This is a genomic window from Herpetosiphonaceae bacterium (genome assembly GCA_036374795.1).
Taxonomy (GTDB): Bacteria; Chloroflexota; Chloroflexia; order Chloroflexales; family Kallotenuaceae; genus LB3-1.
In genome coordinates this window covers 23673-41723 of record DASUTC010000240.1, presented here as the reverse complement: position 1 = coordinate 41723, position 18051 = coordinate 23673, and the positions used below count along the sequence as shown (strand labels likewise).

General features: G+C 65.3%; 9 protein-coding genes. 6 read left to right on the top strand and 3 right to left on the bottom strand.

The window, feature by feature from the left end:
* From VFZ66_17960 to VFZ66_17950, 3 genes are all read right to left on the bottom strand, one after another.
* A partial coding sequence (locus VFZ66_17960; GenBank protein HEX6291075.1) for a type I polyketide synthase occupies window positions 1-2197 on the bottom strand: 2197 nt, incomplete at its 3' end.
* Between the two features lie 149 nt (window positions 2198-2346).
* Window positions 2347-6978: an SDR family NAD(P)-dependent oxidoreductase gene (locus VFZ66_17955; protein ID HEX6291074.1), complete on the bottom strand. Its 4632-nt coding sequence runs from the start codon at window positions 6976-6978 to the stop codon at window positions 2347-2349.
* Window positions 6979-7021: 43 nt separating this feature from the next.
* Entirely contained in the window at window positions 7022-12499 is a 5478-nt protein-coding gene (locus VFZ66_17950) for an amino acid adenylation domain-containing protein (GenBank protein ID HEX6291073.1), read from the bottom strand.
* A 495-nt stretch (window positions 12500-12994) separates the two neighbouring features.
* Between VFZ66_17950 and VFZ66_17945 the strand changes: the two genes are divergently transcribed.
* The 6 genes from VFZ66_17945 to VFZ66_17920 all read left to right on the top strand — a co-directional run bounded on the left by VFZ66_17945 (window position 12995) and on the right by VFZ66_17920 (window position 18029).
* The gene (locus VFZ66_17945) at window positions 12995-13639 is read left to right on the top strand and encodes an FMN-binding negative transcriptional regulator (protein HEX6291072.1); all 645 of its coding nucleotides are present in this window, start codon (window positions 12995-12997) and stop codon (window positions 13637-13639) included.
* 38 nt (window positions 13640-13677) lie between these two features.
* Entirely contained in the window at window positions 13678-14157 is a 480-nt protein-coding gene (locus VFZ66_17940; protein HEX6291071.1) for a GNAT family N-acetyltransferase, read from the top strand.
* Between the two features lie 76 nt (window positions 14158-14233).
* A complete protein-coding gene (locus tag VFZ66_17935; protein HEX6291070.1) occupies window positions 14234-14629 on the top strand; it encodes a hypothetical protein in 396 nt (131 codons plus the stop codon).
* A 60-nt stretch (window positions 14630-14689) separates the two neighbouring features.
* Window positions 14690-15853, top strand: coding sequence for a hypothetical protein (locus VFZ66_17930; protein ID HEX6291069.1), 1164 nt, complete (start codon window positions 14690-14692; stop codon window positions 15851-15853).
* Between the two features lie 658 nt (window positions 15854-16511).
* Window positions 16512-17750: a DUF4157 domain-containing protein gene (locus VFZ66_17925; protein HEX6291068.1), complete on the top strand. Its 1239-nt coding sequence runs from the start codon at window positions 16512-16514 to the stop codon at window positions 17748-17750.
* Between the two features lie 96 nt (window positions 17751-17846).
* Window positions 17847-18029: a hypothetical protein gene (locus VFZ66_17920; protein HEX6291067.1), complete on the top strand. Its 183-nt coding sequence runs from the start codon at window positions 17847-17849 to the stop codon at window positions 18027-18029.
* The last annotated feature ends 22 nt before the right edge of the window (window positions 18030-18051 follow it).

The following is an 18051-nucleotide window of genomic DNA, read 5'->3' as shown; positions in this document are numbered from 1 at the left end:
GGTCGAGCATCGCCGAGTGGAAGGCGTGCGAGGTGGGCAGGCGCCGCACGTCGCTGCCCTGCGCCCGCAACTGCTCCTCCAGCGCGGCGACGGCCTCGGTGGGACCGGCGACGACGCACTGTGCGGGGCCGTTGATCGCGGCCAGCGCGAGATCGCGGCCGAGCCAGGGCTGCACATCGGAGGCGGGCAGCGGCACGGCGAGCATCGCGCCGGGGGGCAGGGCTTGCATCAGCCGTCCGCGCGCGGCGACGAGCGCCAGCGCGTCTTCCAGTGAGAAGACGCCCGCGAGACAGGCTGCGACATACTCACCGATCGAGTGGCCGACCATTGCCGCAGGCTGCACGCCCCAGGCGATCCAGAGCTGGGCGAGGGCGTAGGCGATCACGAAGAGCGCGGGCTGGGTGATCTGCGTCTGATCGAGCTGCTGGGCGGCGCTGGCGGCGTCGGCGGGTGTCGGATAGAGGAGGCGGCGCAGGTCGAGGCCGAGGTGCGGCAGGAGCAGATCGCAGCAGCGGTCGAGGGCGGCGCGGAAGACCGGCTCCTGCTCGTACAGCTCGCGCGCCATGCCGACGTACTGCGCGCCCTGGCCGGTGAAAAGAAAGGCGACCGGACGATCGACCGCCTGCTGGACATCGCTGAGCACGCGCGTCGGATCGAGCGTTTCCAGCGCGTGCAGCGCCTCGTCGCGGTCGCGGCAGACGACGGTGCGACGGTGGTTGAAGTGTTGCCGCCCGATCTGGAGCGTGTAGGCGACATCGGCGAGGTTGAGATCGGGCTGCTGCTTGAGGTGATCCCGCAGATTCGTCGTGAGCGCGTCGAGCGCGGTCGCAGTTTTGGCCGAGAGCGTCAGCAGTTGCCAGGGCTGTGCCGCATCGGAGGGCACGGCTTGCGGCGCTTCTTCGAGGATCACATGCGCGTTGGTGCCGCCGACGCCGAACGAGCTCACGCCCGCGCGCTGTGGTCCGGTGTTGGCGGGCCAGTCCGCGAGCCTATCGTTGACATAAAACGGGCTGCTGGCGAAGTCGATGTCGGGGTTGGGCGCGGTGTAGTGCAGGCTCGGCGGGATCTGCCGGTGCTTGAGCGCGAGCACGGCTTTGATCAGGCTGGCAACGCCGGCGGCAGCGCCCAGGTGGCCGATGTTGCCCTTGACCGAGCCGACGGCGCAAAAGCCGCTGGCGTCGGTGGTGGCGCGAAAGGCTTTGGTTAGCGCCTGGATCTCGATCGGATCGCCCAGCGCGGTGCCGGTGCCGTGCGCCTCGATGTAGGAGATCGTCACGGGATCGATGTCGGCGTAGCCCAGCGCCTCGCTGATCACCTGGGCCTGACCGTCGACGCTCGGCGCGGTGTAGCCGACCTTGAGCGCGCCGTCGTTGTTGATCGCCGAGCCGCGAATCACCGCATGGATCGTGTCGCCGTCCGCCAGTGCGTCTTCAAGCCGCTTCAAGACCACCACGCCGACTCCGCTGCCGAAGATCGTGCCCTGGGCGTTGGCGTCGAATGGGCAGCAGTGGCCGTCGGGCGAGGCGATTCCGCCCTCGACATAGCGATAGCCGTTGCGCTGCTGCATATTGATCGAGACGCCGCCCGCCAGCGCGATGTCGCACTCGTCGTTGAGCAGGCTTTGGCAGGCGACATGCACCGCCACCAGCGAGGTCGAGCAGGCGCTCTGGATCGTGTGGCTCGGTCCTTTGAGGTTGAGCTTGTACGAGACGCGCGTCGTCAGGTAGTCGCCTGCGTTGCCGATGTCGATCTGCACCGGATCGAGGCTGTCGATCAGCGATGAGTGAGCGGCCAGATTGTACAGCAGATAGGTGTTGATCGTCGCGCCGCCGAAGACGCCGATCGCGCCGTCGTAGCGTTCGGGATTGTACCCGGCGTGCTCCAGCGCGGACCAGGCGTATTCCAGAAAGAGGCGCTGCTGCGGATCGGTGATCTCGGCCTCGCGGTGGCTCAGGCCAAAGAAGGCTGCGTCGAACTCTTCGATGCCGTCGATCTGCGCCGTGGCCCTGACGTAGTCGGGATCGCGTAGCAGCGCCGGATCGACGCCACGCGCGGTAAGCTCGGCCTCGCTGAAGAACATGACCGACTCGACGCCGTCACGGAGGTTTTGCCAGTACTGCTCGATCGTCGTGGCACCTGGGAAACGACCTGTGATACCGATAATCGCTATTTCAATCCCAGTAAACTGCTCGCCCACAATCGTGATCTCCCTTAACCGCTCTTCGGCCTAGGCTCGTCTGCTCGCGTTGATGATCGCCGGGCAATGTTTCGGGAATGCGACACACCCTGGAGCGGGCACGGCAGCGCCGTGCCCGGACAACCACAATCCCGATATGGTGTAAACCTTCAACGCCGCTCGCGGCGCTTCTCGCGGCGGCGCTCGCCACGGCTGCGGCTGGCCTCGTACTGCGGCCTGTCGTCGGGCGCGGGATTAATGATCTGCGCCAGCGCGCTGACGGTCGGCCCCTCGTAGAGGCTGACGGTCGGGATCTGCACGTCGAACGTTTTGCGCAGTTGGTTGATGATCTGAATGCCGCTCAGCGAGTTACCACCCAGGTCAAAGAAGTTATCGTGGATGCCGACCTGCTCGATGCGGAGCGACTCCTGCCAGATCCGCGCGATCGTCTGCTCGGTTTCGTTGCGCGGCGCGACATACGCATTCTGCAAGCTCGGACGCGGGTACAGCGTCGAGTCGAGCGGCGGCGCGGCGGTCGTCTCGTCGTGGAGCGGCTCCAGCTTGATCCACTGGTCGATCCGGGCGCGCAGGTCGCCGGTCGAGACGATCACCTGTGGCTGCGCGGGCTGCGCGACGATCCGCTCAAAGGCATCCATGCCCTCGGCGAGCGTGATCGCCTGCTGCGATGCATCGTCGCGGCCTTGGAGCTCCTGATCGACGGTGATCTGCCAGGCGTCCCAATCGACCGCGATCCACGGGATCGGGCTGTGCTGGCTCTGCTGGTGCGCGAAGGCATCCATGAACAGGTTCGACGCGGCGTAGGTCGCGAAGCCCAGGCCGCCCAGCACGGTCGAGAGCGACGACAGCAGCATACAAACGTCGATCGGTCGGTCACGCAGCACATCCGCCAGCGCGAGCGTGCCGTCGACTTTGGCCTTGAACTGCCGCGCACAGTCGTCGGCGCTCGTCTCCTGAATCGAGCGGAAGAACTGCCGCCCAACCAGGCCCGCCGCATGGATCACGCCATGCAGCGCGCCGAAGCGCTCGTCGATCTGCTCGATCACCGCCTGCATCTGGTCGCGGTCGGCTACGTCGGCGCGCAGCACCAGCACCTCCGCGCCCAGCTCCTCGAACGACTGTACCCGGCGGATCTTATCGCTGGTGCCATCCGTCGCCGCGTGGGTTTCCAGCCAGCGCGACCACTCATCGCGCGGCGGCAGGCCGGAGCGGCTGGTCAGCACCAGCTTCGCCTGCACCGTTCGCGCCAGATGCTCCGCCAGCTCAAGCCCGATACCGCCCAGGCCGCCGGTGATTAGATACACGCCGCCAGGCCGCAGCCCCGACGCTCCTTCGGCGGGCCGCTCCAACCGCACCGCCGCGACATCCTGCACCCAGCGGCGATGGTCGCGATAGGCCACGAGCGGATCACTGGCCGACGCGCTGCACTCAGCCAGCAGATGATCGAGCAGCCGCGTCTCGTGCCAGCTTCCGGGCTGCGGCAGCAGCAGATCGACGCTGCGGCAGGTAATGTGCGGGTACTCCTGCGGGATCACATTGCACGGCCCAAGCGCGGTCGCCTTCTCCGGCTCAAGCATCGGCTCGCCGCCCACGCGCTGCATGTTATTCGTCACCATCGTGATCCGCACAGGCTGCGCCAGGTCTTGCGCGCCGAGGGCCTGAGCCAGGGCGATCAGGCTGTAAAAGCCCACGTCCAGCGCCCGCTCGATCCGATCGGCAGGCGAAAGCAGATCGTCGGGCATGGTCACGTTCCACAGGTGGACGAGCGCGGTCGGCGCGAGATCCAGCGCGCGCAGCTCGGCCAGCAGCGCGTCGTAATCTTCGCGCTGGCGCGGATCGATCGCGTAGTGGCGGTCGCGCAGCTTGCTGAACTGGCTGCCCGTCGTGACTGTGACGATCGGCTGTCCGGTCTGCTCGATCCGGTGCGCGAGCTGCACGCCGATGCCGCTTGCATCGGTGAAGAGCAGCCAGCGCTCGTGCTGCTCAGTAGATACCACAGGCGGCAGCGCGGGCTTCCAGCACGGCAGATAGAACCAGTCGGCGAGATCGGCCTTTTTCTGCGGTGTGGCGGCGGGCGCTGCGGCTACAGCGGCGGGCGCGACCGTCAGCGGCTCGACCCAGTAGCGCTGCCGCTCGAAGGGATAGGTCGGCAGCGGCACGCGCTGGCGGCGCTCGTCGCGATAGAAGGCGCTCCAATCGACCTCGACGCCCGCCAGCCAGAGCTTGCCCAGCGTGCTGAGCAGAAACGCCGCATCGCTCAATTTGTCGTTGGGGTGCCGCACCGACGCGAGCACAACCTGGCTGGGCGCTTTTGACGGATGCTGCCGCGCCAGCGTGCTGAGCGTCTGGCCGGGACCGACCTCAAGCAGCACCGCGCCGGGCAGCGTGCTTTCCGGTCGCAGGATCTCGTGCAAGGCGTCGGCGAAACGCACCGCCTGCCGCAGATGCGTCGTCCAGTAGCGCGGATCGGTGGCCTGCGCGGCGGTGATCCAGGTGCCGCTTACGTTCGAGAGGTAGGGCAGCGTCGGCGCTTGCAGCCGGATACGCCTGACCTGGGCCGCGAACGCCTCAAGAATCGGCTCCATCATCGCCGAGTGGAAGGCGTGCGAGGTGTGCAGACGGCGGCAGTTCAGGCCCTCGGCGCTCAACTGGGCCTCAAGCTGGTCGATCGCCGCTGTCGGACCCGATACCACGCACAGCGCGGGGCCGTTGACCGCCGCCAGCGACAGCTCAGCGCCGAGCAGCGACTGGACCTCCGGCTCCGGCAGCGGCACGGCCAGCATCGCGCCGGACGGCAGCGATTGCATCAGCTTGCCGCGCGCCGCGACCAGCAGCAGCGCATCGTCCAGCGAGAAAACGCCCGCGAGACAGGCCGCGACGTACTCGCCGATCGAGTGGCCGACCATCGCCGCAGGCTGCACGCCCCAGGCCATGAGCTGCTGCGCCAGCGCATACGCGATCACGAAGAGCGCGGGCTGCGCCAGCGCGGTCTGTGTCAAGCGCTGCGTGGCGCTCTCGGCGGCATCCGCGCCGGGATAGAGCACGTCGCGCAGATCGGTGCCCAGGTGCGGGCGCAGGATCGCGGCGCAGCGATCGATCGTCTCGTGAAAGACCGGCTCGTCCTCGTACAGCTCGCGCGCCATGCCGACGTACTGCGCGCCCTGGCCCGAAAACATCAGCACGACCGGACGCTCGCCGGGCTCGTGGTGGCCCGTCAGCACGCGCTGTGCGTCCCAGGTTTCGAGCGCGTTTACCGCATCGTCGAGATCCTGGCAGACGAGTACCCGCCGATGGCTGAACGGACGCCGACCCAGGTGCAGGGTGTAGGCTACGTCGGCCAGGTTGAGATCGGGGTGCTGCTTGAGATACGCCGCCAGCCGCGTGGTCGCCGCCTCAAGCGCGGTGCTGGTCTTGGCCGAGAGCGATAGGATCTGCCAGGCGCGGCCCTCGTCGGTCGGCTCGGCCTGCGGCGCTTCTTCCAGCACAACATGCGCGTTGGTGCCGCCCATGCCGAACGAGCTGACGCCCGCGCGGCGCGGCGTGCCGTTGCGCGGCCATTCGGTCAGCTTCGTGTTGACATAAAATGGACTACCGGCGAAGTCGATCTGCGGGTTAGGCGCGGTGTAGTGCAGGCTGGGCGGAATCTGCCGGTGCTTGAGCGTCAGCGTGGCCTTGATCAGGCCGGCCACGCCTGCGGCGGTATCGAGGTGGCCGATGTTGGTTTTGATCGAGCCGAGGGCACAATACTGCTTGCGCTGCGTGTGCGCGCGAAACGCCTGGGTCAGCGCGGCGATCTCGATTGGATCGCCCAGGTTGGTACCGGTGCCGTGCGCCTCGACGTAGCCGATTGTGTCCGGGTGGACTCCGGCGATCGTCTGGGCCATCCCGATCACCTGGGCCTGGCCCTCGACGCTGGGTGCCATGTAGCTGACCTTGAGCGAGCCGTCGTTGTTGACCGCCGAGCCGCGAATCACGGCGTGGATCGTATCGCCGTCTTCGAGCGCATCCTCCAGCCGCTTGAGCGCGACGACGCCAGCGCCGTGGCCGTTGACGAAGCCCTGAGCATTCACGTCGAAGGCGCGACAGTGGCCGTCGGGCGAGGTCGCGCCGCCCTGCTGGTAGAGGTAGCCCGCCTTTTCGGGGAAGTGGATCGAGACGCCGCCCGCCAGCGCCATATCGCACTCGTAGTTGAGCAGACTCTGGCAGGCCTGATGCACCGCGACCAGCGATGTGGAAGATGCCGTCTGGATCGTGACGCTGGGGCCGCGCAGGTTGAGCTTGTAGGAAACCTCAGTCGTGAGGCTATCTTTGTCGTTGCCGATCGCGGCCTGCAAGCTGTCGACGGAGGCGACCATGTGGATGTGGGCGTAGAGGTTGTTGAGCAGGTAGGTGTTCATGCTCTCGCCGCCGTACACGCCGATCCGCCCCGCGTAGCGCTCGGAGTCGTATCCGGCGTGCTCCAGCGCCTCCCAGGCACACTCCAGAAACAGGCGGTGCTGCGGGTCCATCAGCTCGGCAACCTTGGGGCTGTGGCCGAAAAACGCCGCATCGAAGAACTCGGCGTTGCCGAGCGCGCCGCGCGCCTTGACGTAGTTCGGCAGATCGAGCAGCGCCGGATCGATGCCCTCGTCAAGCAACTCCTGGTCGCTGAAGAACGAGATCGACTCGACGCCCTGCTGAAGATTGCTCCAAAGCTCATCGACCGTGCCGGCACCCGGAAAGCGCCCCGCCATACCGACGATCGCGATGCCATCTATTGATTGCTGCGTTTCCGCGCTATCCATGCGGATCAACTCCTTATCGTCTTCGATCTATGCACTATTTCTTTTAGCTGTTGCTCAGCAGCCGCTTGCGCCGATCGCGAGTCTCGCGCTGTTTCCGGGCGCGCTCCTGAAATTCGTCGAGGACGACAGCCTGTGCCTGTCCGCTCGTGCTCAGGTGATTGGTCAGCGCGCTGATCGTCGGATACCTGAACAGATCGATCAGTGCCAGCTCGGCGAAGGACTCGCGCAGCTTGCTGTGGACCTGAACCAGCAGCAGCGAGTGGCCGCCCAGGTCGAAGAAGTTATCGTGGATGCCGACCGTGGGCAGGTTGAGCGCCTCCTGCCAGACCGCCGCGATCGTCCGCTCGACCTCGCTACGCGGCGCGACGTAGTCGGCGCTCAGCTCAGGCCGCAGCGCGTCGGGCACCGGCAGCGCGCCGCGATCGACCTTGCCGTTGGGCGTGAGCGGCAGCGCGTCGAGCACGACAAACGCCGCAGGCAGCATGTAGTCGGGCAATCGATCTTTCAGGTAGGTTCGGAGTTCCACGTTCCACGTTTCAGGTTCCGCGTTCCACGTTTCAGGTTCCGCGTGCCCAGTTCCTTTGTTCTTTGTTCCGGGTGCCCATGCCCAGAGGGCACCCGCGTCTTTGTTCTTTTGTTCCCTTGTTCCCTTGTTCCCTTGTTCTTGTACCACATAGCCTACCAGCCGTTTCTGCGGGTGCCCCCCTGCGGGCGGCGTATCCTCGCGCACGACGACCACCGCCTCGCGCACGGCGGGATGCTGCCCCAGCACGGCCTCGATCTCGCCCAGCTCGATGCGGAAGCCCCGAATCTTGACCTGATGGTCGATGCGGCCCAGGTACTCGATCTGGCCCTCCGGCAGCCAGCGCGCCAGGTCGCCCGTGCGATAAAGCCGCTCGCCCGCTGCGAACGGATGCGGCACGAAGCGCGCGGCGGTCAGATCGGGATGGTGCAGATAGCCGCGCGCAATCCCTGCTCCGCCGACGTACAGCTCGCCGGGCTGACCGACCGGCCTGGGCTGAAGCTGGCGATCCAGAATATAGACCTGCGTGTTGATCACCGGCCTGCCGATCGGGATGTTGCCGCTGGCATAGGCGCGATCCGGCTCAAGGTGGTAGAAGGTCGAGCAGATCGTCGTCTCGGTCAGGCCGTAGCCGTTGGCGATCGTGGTCGTCGTCAGCAGCCGATCGATCTCGCCCAGCGCCAGCGCCTCGCCGCCGCTGAGGATCAGCCGCAGCCGTGGCAGCGCGTCTTTTTGCGCGTTGAGCCGGGCCATCATCGCCGGGACGGTGCTGACGATCGAGACGTTGTGCCGCGCGATCAGCGTGAAGAGCAGCTCGAAGTCCAGCGCCTCGACGGTGTTGGGCAGCACCAGCGCGCCGCCGGTACACAGCGGCGGGAAGATCTCGCCGACGAAGCTCGCCGAGGCCAGCGATGTCAGCGGCAGCATGCGGTCGTCCGTGCCGGGCTGGTAGCTGCGCTCGAACGACGCGACCAGATTGGCGATGTTGTCGTGCTGGATCACCACGCCCTTGGGCCGTCCGGTCGAGCCTGAGGTGTAGATCACACAGGCGGCGTTGGTGGGCATCGTCAGATTGGCCGGATTCTGCACGGGCTTGTCGGCGATCGTCGGCCAGTCCGAGTCGAGGCACAGCACCCGTGCTGCCGTCGGCATGTCCTCCCGAAGCTGCGATTGGGTCAGCAGCAGCGTCGCTCCGGCATCGCGCAGGATATGCTCGATGCGCTCCTGGGGATAGGCCGGATCGATCGGCACATACGCGCCGCCCGCCTTGAGGACGCCGAGCACGCCGACCATCAGGTCCAGCGAGCGCTCGACGCACAGGCCGACCAGCGTCTCGCCCTGAGGGCACCCGCCGACGCCGAGGCCGCGCAGTGTGTGGGCCAGTTGGTTGGCGCGAGCGTTGAGCTCGCCGTAGCTCAGCACGTGCTCCTCGTAGATCACGGCTGTAGCGGCGGGCGTGCGCGCGGCCTGCGCCTCGAACAGGCTGTGGACGCACGCGGCGCGAATGTCACAGGCCGTGCCGTTCCATGTGTCGAGCAGCATCGCGCGCTCGTCAGCGCCAAGCAGCGGCAGATCGGCGATCGGCTGAGTCGGATCGGCGACGATCGCATCAAGCAGCGTCGTGAGATGAGTCGCCATGCGCTCGATCGTCGCGGCGTCGAAGAGATCGGCGTTGTACTCAAGCGATGCCGCCAGCCGGTCGTGGGCCTCGCCCATCGCCAGCGAGAGATCGAACTGGGCCACGCGCTGCTCCAGCGCCAGCGACTCGAACTCAAGCCCGCCGACGTTCATGCGCGATCCTGGCTCGCCCAGCGCAAACGCCGTCAGGCCCTCGTGGTCGCGGACATGCGCCTTCTGCCAGGCGAACATCACCTGGAAGAGCGGCGAGCGGCTCAGGTCGCGGATCGGCTGAAGGCGCTCGACCAGCGTCACAAATGGGTAGTCCTGGTGCTCGAAGGCGTCCAGGGTCGTTTGCCGCACCTGCGCGAGCAGCGATTGGAACGAGGGATTGCCCGCCAGCCGCGCGCGCAGCACGATCGGATTGACGAAGTAGCCGATCAGGCTCGCCAGCTCGGCTCGATTGCGTCCGGCGGTCGGCGAGCCGATCAAGATGTCGTCCTGGTCGGTGTAGCGGTAGAGCAGCACGCCAAACGCCGCCAGCAGCGTGGTGTAGAGCGTGGCGCGCTCCACCTCGGCCAGCGCTTTGATCCGCCGGGTGAGCGCCGCGCTGAGTGCGAACGCATGCATGCCGCCCCGGTAGGTCTGCACCGGCGGACGCGGTCGATCGGTCGGTAGGTTGAGCACCGTGGGCGCATCCGCTACCTGCTGCTGCCAGTAGCGCCACAGACGCTCGCCCGACGCTCCGGCCAGCATCCGCTGCTGCCAGTACACATAATCGGTGTAGCGCAGATGGAGCGGTGGCAGAAGCGCGCTCACTCCCTGCGTCTCCGCCGCGTAGAGCAGGCCAAGCTCCTCCGTCAGCACCGCCAGCGACCAGAGATCAGCGACGATGTGATGCACGACAAAGAGCAGCACGTGCTCCTGCTCCGAGCGGACAAAGATCCGCACCCGCGCCACAGGGCCGCGCGCCAGGTCGAACGGACGATGCGACTCGACGAGCAGGCGCTCTTCCAGCATGGCCTCGCTCCAGCCTGCGGCATCCTCGACCGTGAAGCTGACCGGCTGCTCGTGGATGTGCGGGAGCGGCTCGCCGCGCGGCGCGCTGAAGGTTGCGCGCAGCATCGGATGACGATCGCAGAGCTGCTGGAAGGCTCGCTCCAGCGCCGCGAGATCGATCTGGCCGCGAATCCGCGCCGCGCTGGGAATGTTATACGCGGCGCTGTCGGGCGCTAATTGGTGCAGCAGCCACAGGGCGCGCTGGCCCGGTGAGAGCCGCTGCTCCTCGGTGTTGGGCACGAGAGCCAGTGCCGTCTCGCCGGGTGTGCCAAGCTCGCGCGCGATCTCATCGGCCAGATCCACAGGCGACGCCCCCTGGAGGAAGCTGGTCATCGAGACGATGACGCCCAGGCTGGCCTCGATCGTATGTTGCAGCTCGACCGCGCCCAGCGAGTCGAGGCCAAGCGCGCTGATCGGCTGCTGCGGCTGTACCTGCGCCGGATCGATCCGCAGCACGCGCGCGACCTGCGATTGGAGGTAGGCGACGAGCCGGGCCTGACGCCGATCGTCGGGCAGCGCAGCCAGAGTCTCGCGGTCGAGATCGTCGGCGGGAGCCGCGACCACGGCGGTTTCGTCGAGGATGCTGCTGGCGATCACGTCCAGTGTGTCGCTCAAGAAGCCTTCTTTGCAGGCGTGGCGCTGGATCTTGCCGCTCGACGTTTTGGGCAGGCTGCCGGTCTTGAGCAGCACCAGCGCGTGGATCTGTACCTCGTGCTGCTCGGCGACCGCCTGGCGCACCGCTGCGGCGACCTCGTCGATGCTTGCCCGCCGGTGCTGGCGCTCGACCTCCTGCACGACAACCAGGCGCTCTTCGTCGTCGATGTCGATCGCAAAGGCCGCACCGCAGCCGGGACGCAGCGCCGGGTGGCTCTGCTCGATGGTCAGCTCGATGTCCTGCGGGTAGTGATTGCGGCCCCGAATAATGATCAGATCTTTGAGCCGTCCGGTGACGAAGAGCTCGCCGTTGTGGAGAAAGCCCAGGTCGCCGGTGCGCAGAAACGGGCCGTCGCCGCTGCCCACGATTCGCGCGCCAAACGTCTGCGCGGTCGTCTCCGGACGATCCCAGTAGCCCTGCGCGACGCTCGGCCCCGCTACCCAGATCTCGCCGACCTCGTCGGACGCGCTGCGCTCGCACGTGTGCGGATTGACGATCGCGATCTGCTGGTCGATCAGGCTTTGCCCGCAGCCGACCAGCGGACGCGCCTCGGCCTCGTGGGCGGGGGCGATGACCTCATGGCGCTCAAGGGCTGTGCTGGCAAACGCTCGCACGATCGGCGCTGCGGGCATAGCGCCGCCGGAGACGATCAGCGTGGCCTCGGCCAGGCCGTAGCAGGGGTAGAAGACCTCACGCCGGAAGCCAGCAGGCGCGAACGCCGCCGTAAAGCGCTCCAACGTATCCGGGCGGATCGGCTCCGCGCCGTTGAGCGCCACCTGCCAGCTACGCAGATCGAGCGTCGCGCGCTGCTCCGGCGTGATCTTGCGCGCGCACAGATCGTATGCGAAGTTCGGCCCGGCGCTGATGGTGCCGCGATAGCGCGAGATCGCCTCCAGCCAGCGCATTGGACGCTGCAAGAAGGCCAGCGGCGACATGAGGGTGACGGGAAATCCGGCGTAGAGCGGCTGCAAAATCCCGCCGATCAAGCCCATGTCGTGGTACGGCGGCAGCCAGATCACGCCCTGGCTGTCGGCGCTGGACTGGATGCCATGCTGGATCAGCTTGGAGTTGTGCAGCAGGTTGCCGTGGGTCAGCATCACGCCCTTGGGCGTGGCCGTCGAGCCGGAGGTGTATTGCAAAAAGGCCAGCGCCGCGCCGTCGATGGCGGGCATGCGCCACTCGTCCGCGTGCTCGACCGCGAGATCGTCAGTCGGTAGCCAATGCACGCGCTGCATGATCGGATCGTGGGCGGCCAGCGCCTCGCCAATCGGCAGGATCGCCCGTGTGGTCAGCGCGACGAGCGGCTGCGCATCCTGAACGATCGCGCGGAGCCGTCGCGGCAGCGTGCGATCCATCCGCGCCGACTGTGGCGGATACGCCGGAACGGCAATCGCTCCGGCGTACAGGCAGCCGAAAAACGCCGCGATATACTCGATGCCCGGCGCGTAAAGCAATAACACGCGCTGTCCGGTCACGTTCGGCGGGAGCAGCGTGCTGATCGCGCGAGCCTGTCGATCCAGCTCGGCATAGGTGATCTCAACCGTATCGGCCTCTCCATCCAGCAAAAAGCGGTAGGCGAGCTGGTTGGGCTGGTGGTGTGCGCGCCAGTGGAGAAGCTCGACAAGGGTGTTGAGAGCGATCGAGGGGTCAGGGGCTAACGTGCTCATCTTGTTGCTTTCGGTGGGCAGATGCCACAACTACTGGCGAGCCACAAAGGCTACCGGTGTGCGCAGTAGTCATCGTTGGCCTATCTTGGTTCGGCAAGCTTGCGGGCGAGGCAGCGTGTTCTCCCCTAGGCGCTGCTTGGTCGTATGAGAACCTCAGGATCGAGGCGAGACGCGGTAGTCTTAGACCTGTCGTAGAGTGAGCTGAAGCTCGCCGCTATCCCTTCGGGATCATGTGGGCGTGCGGCGAAAATTAAAATTGTTGAACTTTTTAGCAACAGCTTTGAAAATTATAAGCGGGTAGCAAGCATCCGTCAACAGGTTAAGGTCCCTTTACAAGTTATCACCCTGGCTATATCCTGTCCGCCCAAGCAGCATGGCATCTGCGCTCTGCTCATTGGCATGTCGCGCGACTGGTCCAATGTCCCTGGCGTTTGACGTGAGGCTGATCTATGATGGAATGATTGGTCCTGTCTGTACAATAAATGCGAGTCGTGTATGTATCTTCCTGCTTCGTTTGAGGTTCAAGATCCCGCCAAGCTGAGAGCCGTCATGCGTGCGTTTAGCTTCGCGACGCTGATCTCGGTAGTCGATGGCGTGCCGTTCGCCAGCCACCTGCCGCTGCTCCTGCGCGAATCGCCCGCGAGTCCGCATGGAGTGCTGGTCGGTCATCTGGCGCGGGCCAACCCGCACTGGCGGCATTTCCTGCCTGATCGGGAGGCGCTGGTGATCTTCCAGGGGCCGCACAGCTACATCTCGCCCTCCTGGTACGCAGCCTCGCCCGCCGTGCCCACCTGGAACTACGTGACGGTTCATGCCTACGGCACGCCGCAGATCCGCGATGATGCCGCATGGCTGTCGGCGCAGCTTCAGGAGTTGATCCAGACCTATGAGGCCGATCTGCCCACGCCGTGGCCGGGCCTGCTGCCGGATGCGTACAGGCAGCAATTGATGAAGGCGATCGTCGGGTTCGAGCTGCCGATCGCACGGCTGGAGGGCAAGTTCAAGCTGGGCCAGAATCGCTCGCCAGCCGATCAGCAGGGTGTCTACGCGGCGCTGCGGCAGAGCGCCAGTCCCGACGCTCGCGCTCTGGCGCGGTTTATGCCCGGTGAGTGCGCGCTCGATCTGCCGGTCGAGGTATAGGCAATTTCGGTGAGGCAGCGCCGGGTGTGGAGGTGTACATGGAGCAAGACGCAGCGCAGCGTAACCTGAGCATACGACGAGCAGCCGCAGCGGATGTGGCCGAGATCGTGCGGCTGCTGGCCGATGATCCGCTGGGCAGCCAGCGCGAAGCCTACCGCCAGCCCCTACCACAAGCCTACTACGACGCCTTTCGCGAGATCGATGCCGACGCGCACCAGGAGTTGGTGGTAGCCGAGCGTGACGGCGCGGTGATTGGCACGCTGCAACTGACCTTTATTCCTGGCCTGTCGTTTCAGGGCGGCAAGCGAGCGCTGATTGAGGCGGTGCGCGTCGATCGGCGGTATCGCAACCAGCAGATCGGAGAGCGGCTCCTGCGCTGGGCGATTACGCGGGCGCGCGAGGAAGGATGCTGCCTGGTGCAGTTGACGACGAATGCCAGCCGCGCGGATGCTCACCGCTTTTACGAGCGCCTGGGCTTCGTCGCTTCGCATGTGGGCATGAAGCTCGATCTTCGGTAGGAAAATTTTTGTGACACTACATGTCACAAGCATGGTCTATCCTGCAAGCAACAACCGATCTTGAAGGAGCAAGACCATGACCCTGATCGCACCTACCACACCCAAAACAACCGTACCTGCTCATCTGCCAGCCGATCAAGCAGCCCTGGCACGCGCCTGGATCGCCCGCTGCGAAGCTGGGGATTTCAGCCCCTCGATCGTCGGCGTGGGCACCGTCCGCGTCTTCGGGCAGGCCGGGGATGCGCCCGTCACGTTTCCGCGCATCAGCAGCCTGGAAGCGCTTGATACCCTCGCTCCCGATGAGCGGTGGGCGGCAACCTACGCCCGCAGCGTGGTCGAGGTGCATACCGGGCACCGCCGCCCCGTGTTTGCCGTAAAGCCGGGCCAGGCAACTAGCGGCACGCTCGTCACGATCCTCGATCTTACCAGCGACACCGACTACCTGATCCTCTCGCCGATTCAGGGCGGCTAATCCAGATACAACAGACTACCAATAAAGAGCACTAGCGCGACGACTAGAGGAGTTTCGAGCATGAGCCGGAGTTTGGAACGTGGCGATTATCGCCTGATCATGGCGATCGAGAGCGCATCCCAGGCGAGCCAGTGGTATCGCATCTGCGCCGATACGCGGACAGGAAGCCTCTCCTGTGATTGTGTCGCCTGGATCAAGCAGCGCGCCGCCCCCGCCGACCGATCCTGTAAACATACACGTCTGGCAGCGCAACTCATGGACCATCCTGCCGCGCCGACGCAGATGCTTCGCCAGTCGCCCACAGCCGCCGCGCATCCGCTGATTCAAGCCACACAGCAGCAATGGCCCGGATTGATCGGATCGTGGGGCATAGAGGAGCGCGACGCACGGATCGGCACAGAGCGGTACCGCTTTGTCTTAATCCAGCTCGCGACACCTACCGGCTATGCCGCGTCGGGCGTGGTGGCCTTCGCTCAGCGCCATACAGCGCCGCAGGCCGATATGCAAGCTGCGGTGGCCGGTTGGGCGGGCTATGCGATTGCGGGCGAGATCGCGCGACAGGCCGGTTTTCCGCTCGTGGGACAGCCGCCGCAGCACTTTCGAGTGCCGGAGCGCCAGCGCCGCGCGGATACAACAGCGTCGCAGATCGGCATTCGTGACATTCTCCGCGTGGGCAATACCGTCGATCTTGGCGATGGGCTGCGGCCTCATGAGCGCGCCGAGCAGACGCTACGCCTGTTCCTGGGCGATCTGTATCTTCAGCTCGAACAGCAGGGCTACCTCGACGTATCCAGCCAGCTCGATCCCAGGCAGCAGCGAGTCTACCGGCTGCGGCGCGATCCGGGCAAGCGTGTGGAGCGCCGGATTCGCGTCTTCGAGCGCGGTCGGTATGTGCGCGATTATTGCGTGGTAAGGGCAGCGCACGTACCCGAAGCCGATCATTTTCTGACTGTGTTTCTCCGCCTCCTGAGCGATGAGCAGGGCATCCTGTCGGTAGTCAAGGGCTACAATATCTTCCCGCCGTACAGCGACAGCAAGACGCGCGAGACGACGCCAGCCGTGTGGCGTGCAGCCGGCTGCGAGCAGCATGATCCTAGGGTACACGAGTCAAGCACGCCACCTGACGGGACCACATCGGAGCAGGATGTGCAGGGTTCGGGTCCGATGCACCCGGTCGGGCGTCTCTTATCGCGCACCATGCGCTTGTTCCATCTCACCTCGTAGCGCCAGGATACAGCCGCGCTCTTCATGAAAGCTCTGGAGGATGCCATACAAGCCGTCACGCGATCTGTTCGCATCTCGAACAAGACGCTCTGGGCCGGGCGTATCATGAGCGTACTACCTGTGCTGTTCATGCTCTTCAGCGGCCGCATAAAATTGATCAAGCCGACGGACGAACGCTGTGTATCGACAGGTGTGGGTGCATCTGCTACTATGTCATATATAGCGTTCCGTCGCGGCGCGCGTTTCCGGGCGGTTTGAAATCGACTGATGGAGGAGGAGGATGCAGGTCTTGATGCAGAAGCTACGGCGGCAAAAGCAATCAGCTTCCTTCAACCCAGCCAGGTTGACCACACCAGCGCCTTTGCTGAAGCACCGCGCTCACTCGCCGGTAGACGCGCATCAGTCGCTCAGCGCTCATGCAGCACTGTTCGGTCACGACTTCGGCCGCACACTCGTGTATCCGCAAGCGTCGCACACGATTCAGACGAAGCGTACAGTCAATACGCCCGGTGATCGCTACGAGCAGGAAGCAGATTCGGTCGCCGACCGCGTGATGCGGACCGAGTCACGTGCTCCGGGTGCATCGGCTCATGGGCACGTCGAGGGGCACGGCGTACATAGGCAGCTACAGCCTTACCAGGCCCAGAGCCCTGGCGCTATGGCCGCACCGCCGATTGTGGACGAGGTGATCGCCTCGCACGGACAGCCGCTCGATGCGGCGACACGCGGGTTTATGGAAGCGCGCTTCGGCCATGACTTTGGCGGGGTGCGCGTGCATGCGGACGCTAAGGCAAATGAGTCGGCGCGGCAGATCGCTGCGCTTGCCTATACATCCGGCCCAAACATTGTCTTTGCTTCCAATCGCTATGACCCGGTCACGGCGGCGGGACGGCGGCTGCTGGCCCACGAGCTTGCCCATGTTGTCCAGCAGACGAGCGGCGGGCCTGCCTCCGGCGTGAGTCGGGCGATTCAACGCCAGCCGGACCCGGCTGCTGGGACCGGCCCGCTTCAACTTCCGCCTGTCGGATCTGTTGATCTGCGCGAAAATGCCTCGCCGTTGTTGGCGAGCGCCCTGGGATCGACGACAGTGGATCGCTTCGGTATGGGAAGCGCCGCGATCCCCAAGGCTGGTGAAGACTCCCTGCGCTATGCCGCCCGGCAAATCCTGTTTTTCATCCGCAAGTATCCCCGATCGACGGTCCACATCGCCGGTCATACCGACCGGGTGGGCACGGATGAGCGCAATCTTGACCTGGGCCAGCAGCGCGCGGATGCGGTTATGGCCTTCTTGCAGCAAGAGGGTGTCCCGCCTGAGATCATGAGCACCGAGAGTAAGGGCGAGAGCGAGCCGGTTGTGCCGACGAAAAACGATCAGCCCGAACCCCGCAACCGGCGCGTAAATGTCTTCTTCCGCGTGGAAAAAAGCACCCTCTCGCTTGGCCTCGATCCTTCGCTCAAGCCGCCATCGCCGCCGCAGGCGCCGCCCACAACCGTGCCGGTCCCAACGATACCGAAGCTGCCGCTCGACTTTGGTCTGGGGAAGCCAAGGATTCCGTATCGTGATCCGGCAGAAACCGAGATGTGGAAGCGGTATGAGGAGGATCGGCGAAAGATTGAGGAATTCGACCGCACGCATCCCAGGGAGACAAAGAGCCTGGGCCAGGCGGTTATCGATCTGGTGATGAAAGATGTGGTAAAGCCGATCCTCAAAGAGCTGCCGCTGCCCGAAGGCCTCCGCAAGAAAGCCGAAGAGGGTATTCGTAAGGGTCTGGAGGCCGGGAGCGAGAAAGCGTGCGAGGCCGCGATCGATCAGCTGAATGTCGGAAGCAGTGAGAAGGACGCGCTCAAGGCTGCCTGCAAGGCGGCGCTTAAGCAAAAGCCTGGCGGGAAGCCGTAGGGAACGAATAAAGCACTGAGAACCGGAACCAGGGGAAGAACTCCAAATTCAGGTCGTCAATGTAGTAAAGGCCCCATTATATTACATTGATAATCCGTGCTGCTTGCCTGCGTCATGTTTGTCGTCGCCGTGCTGATCCTGCTCATCACCTCGACCGTCTTCGACTCGTCGCTTGGGCAGTTGTCGCTGACCGCTCAGCGCTGGATTGGACGTGCGACGCTGGTGCTGCCGTCGGTCATCGGCGCGATCCTGGCGCTGCTGGGCCTGACCCAGGGGTGAACCCGTCACGCTTCCGTCAAAC

Coding starts and splice junctions, on each gene's coding strand:
- VFZ66_17955 (HEX6291074.1), bottom strand. CDS start 6,978: ATGGATAGCGCGGAAACGCAGCAATCAATAGATGGCATCGCGATCGTC.
- VFZ66_17950 (HEX6291073.1), bottom strand. CDS start 12,499: ATGAGCACGTTAGCCCCTGACCCCTCGATCGCTCTCAACACCCTTGTC.
- VFZ66_17945 (HEX6291072.1), top strand. CDS start 12,995: ATGTATCTTCCTGCTTCGTTTGAGGTTCAAGATCCCGCCAAGCTGAGA.
- VFZ66_17940 (HEX6291071.1), top strand. CDS start 13,678: ATGGAGCAAGACGCAGCGCAGCGTAACCTGAGCATACGACGAGCAGCC.
- VFZ66_17935 (HEX6291070.1), top strand. CDS start 14,234: ATGACCCTGATCGCACCTACCACACCCAAAACAACCGTACCTGCTCAT.
- VFZ66_17930 (HEX6291069.1), top strand. CDS start 14,690: ATGAGCCGGAGTTTGGAACGTGGCGATTATCGCCTGATCATGGCGATC.
- VFZ66_17925 (HEX6291068.1), top strand. CDS start 16,512: ATGGCCGCACCGCCGATTGTGGACGAGGTGATCGCCTCGCACGGACAG.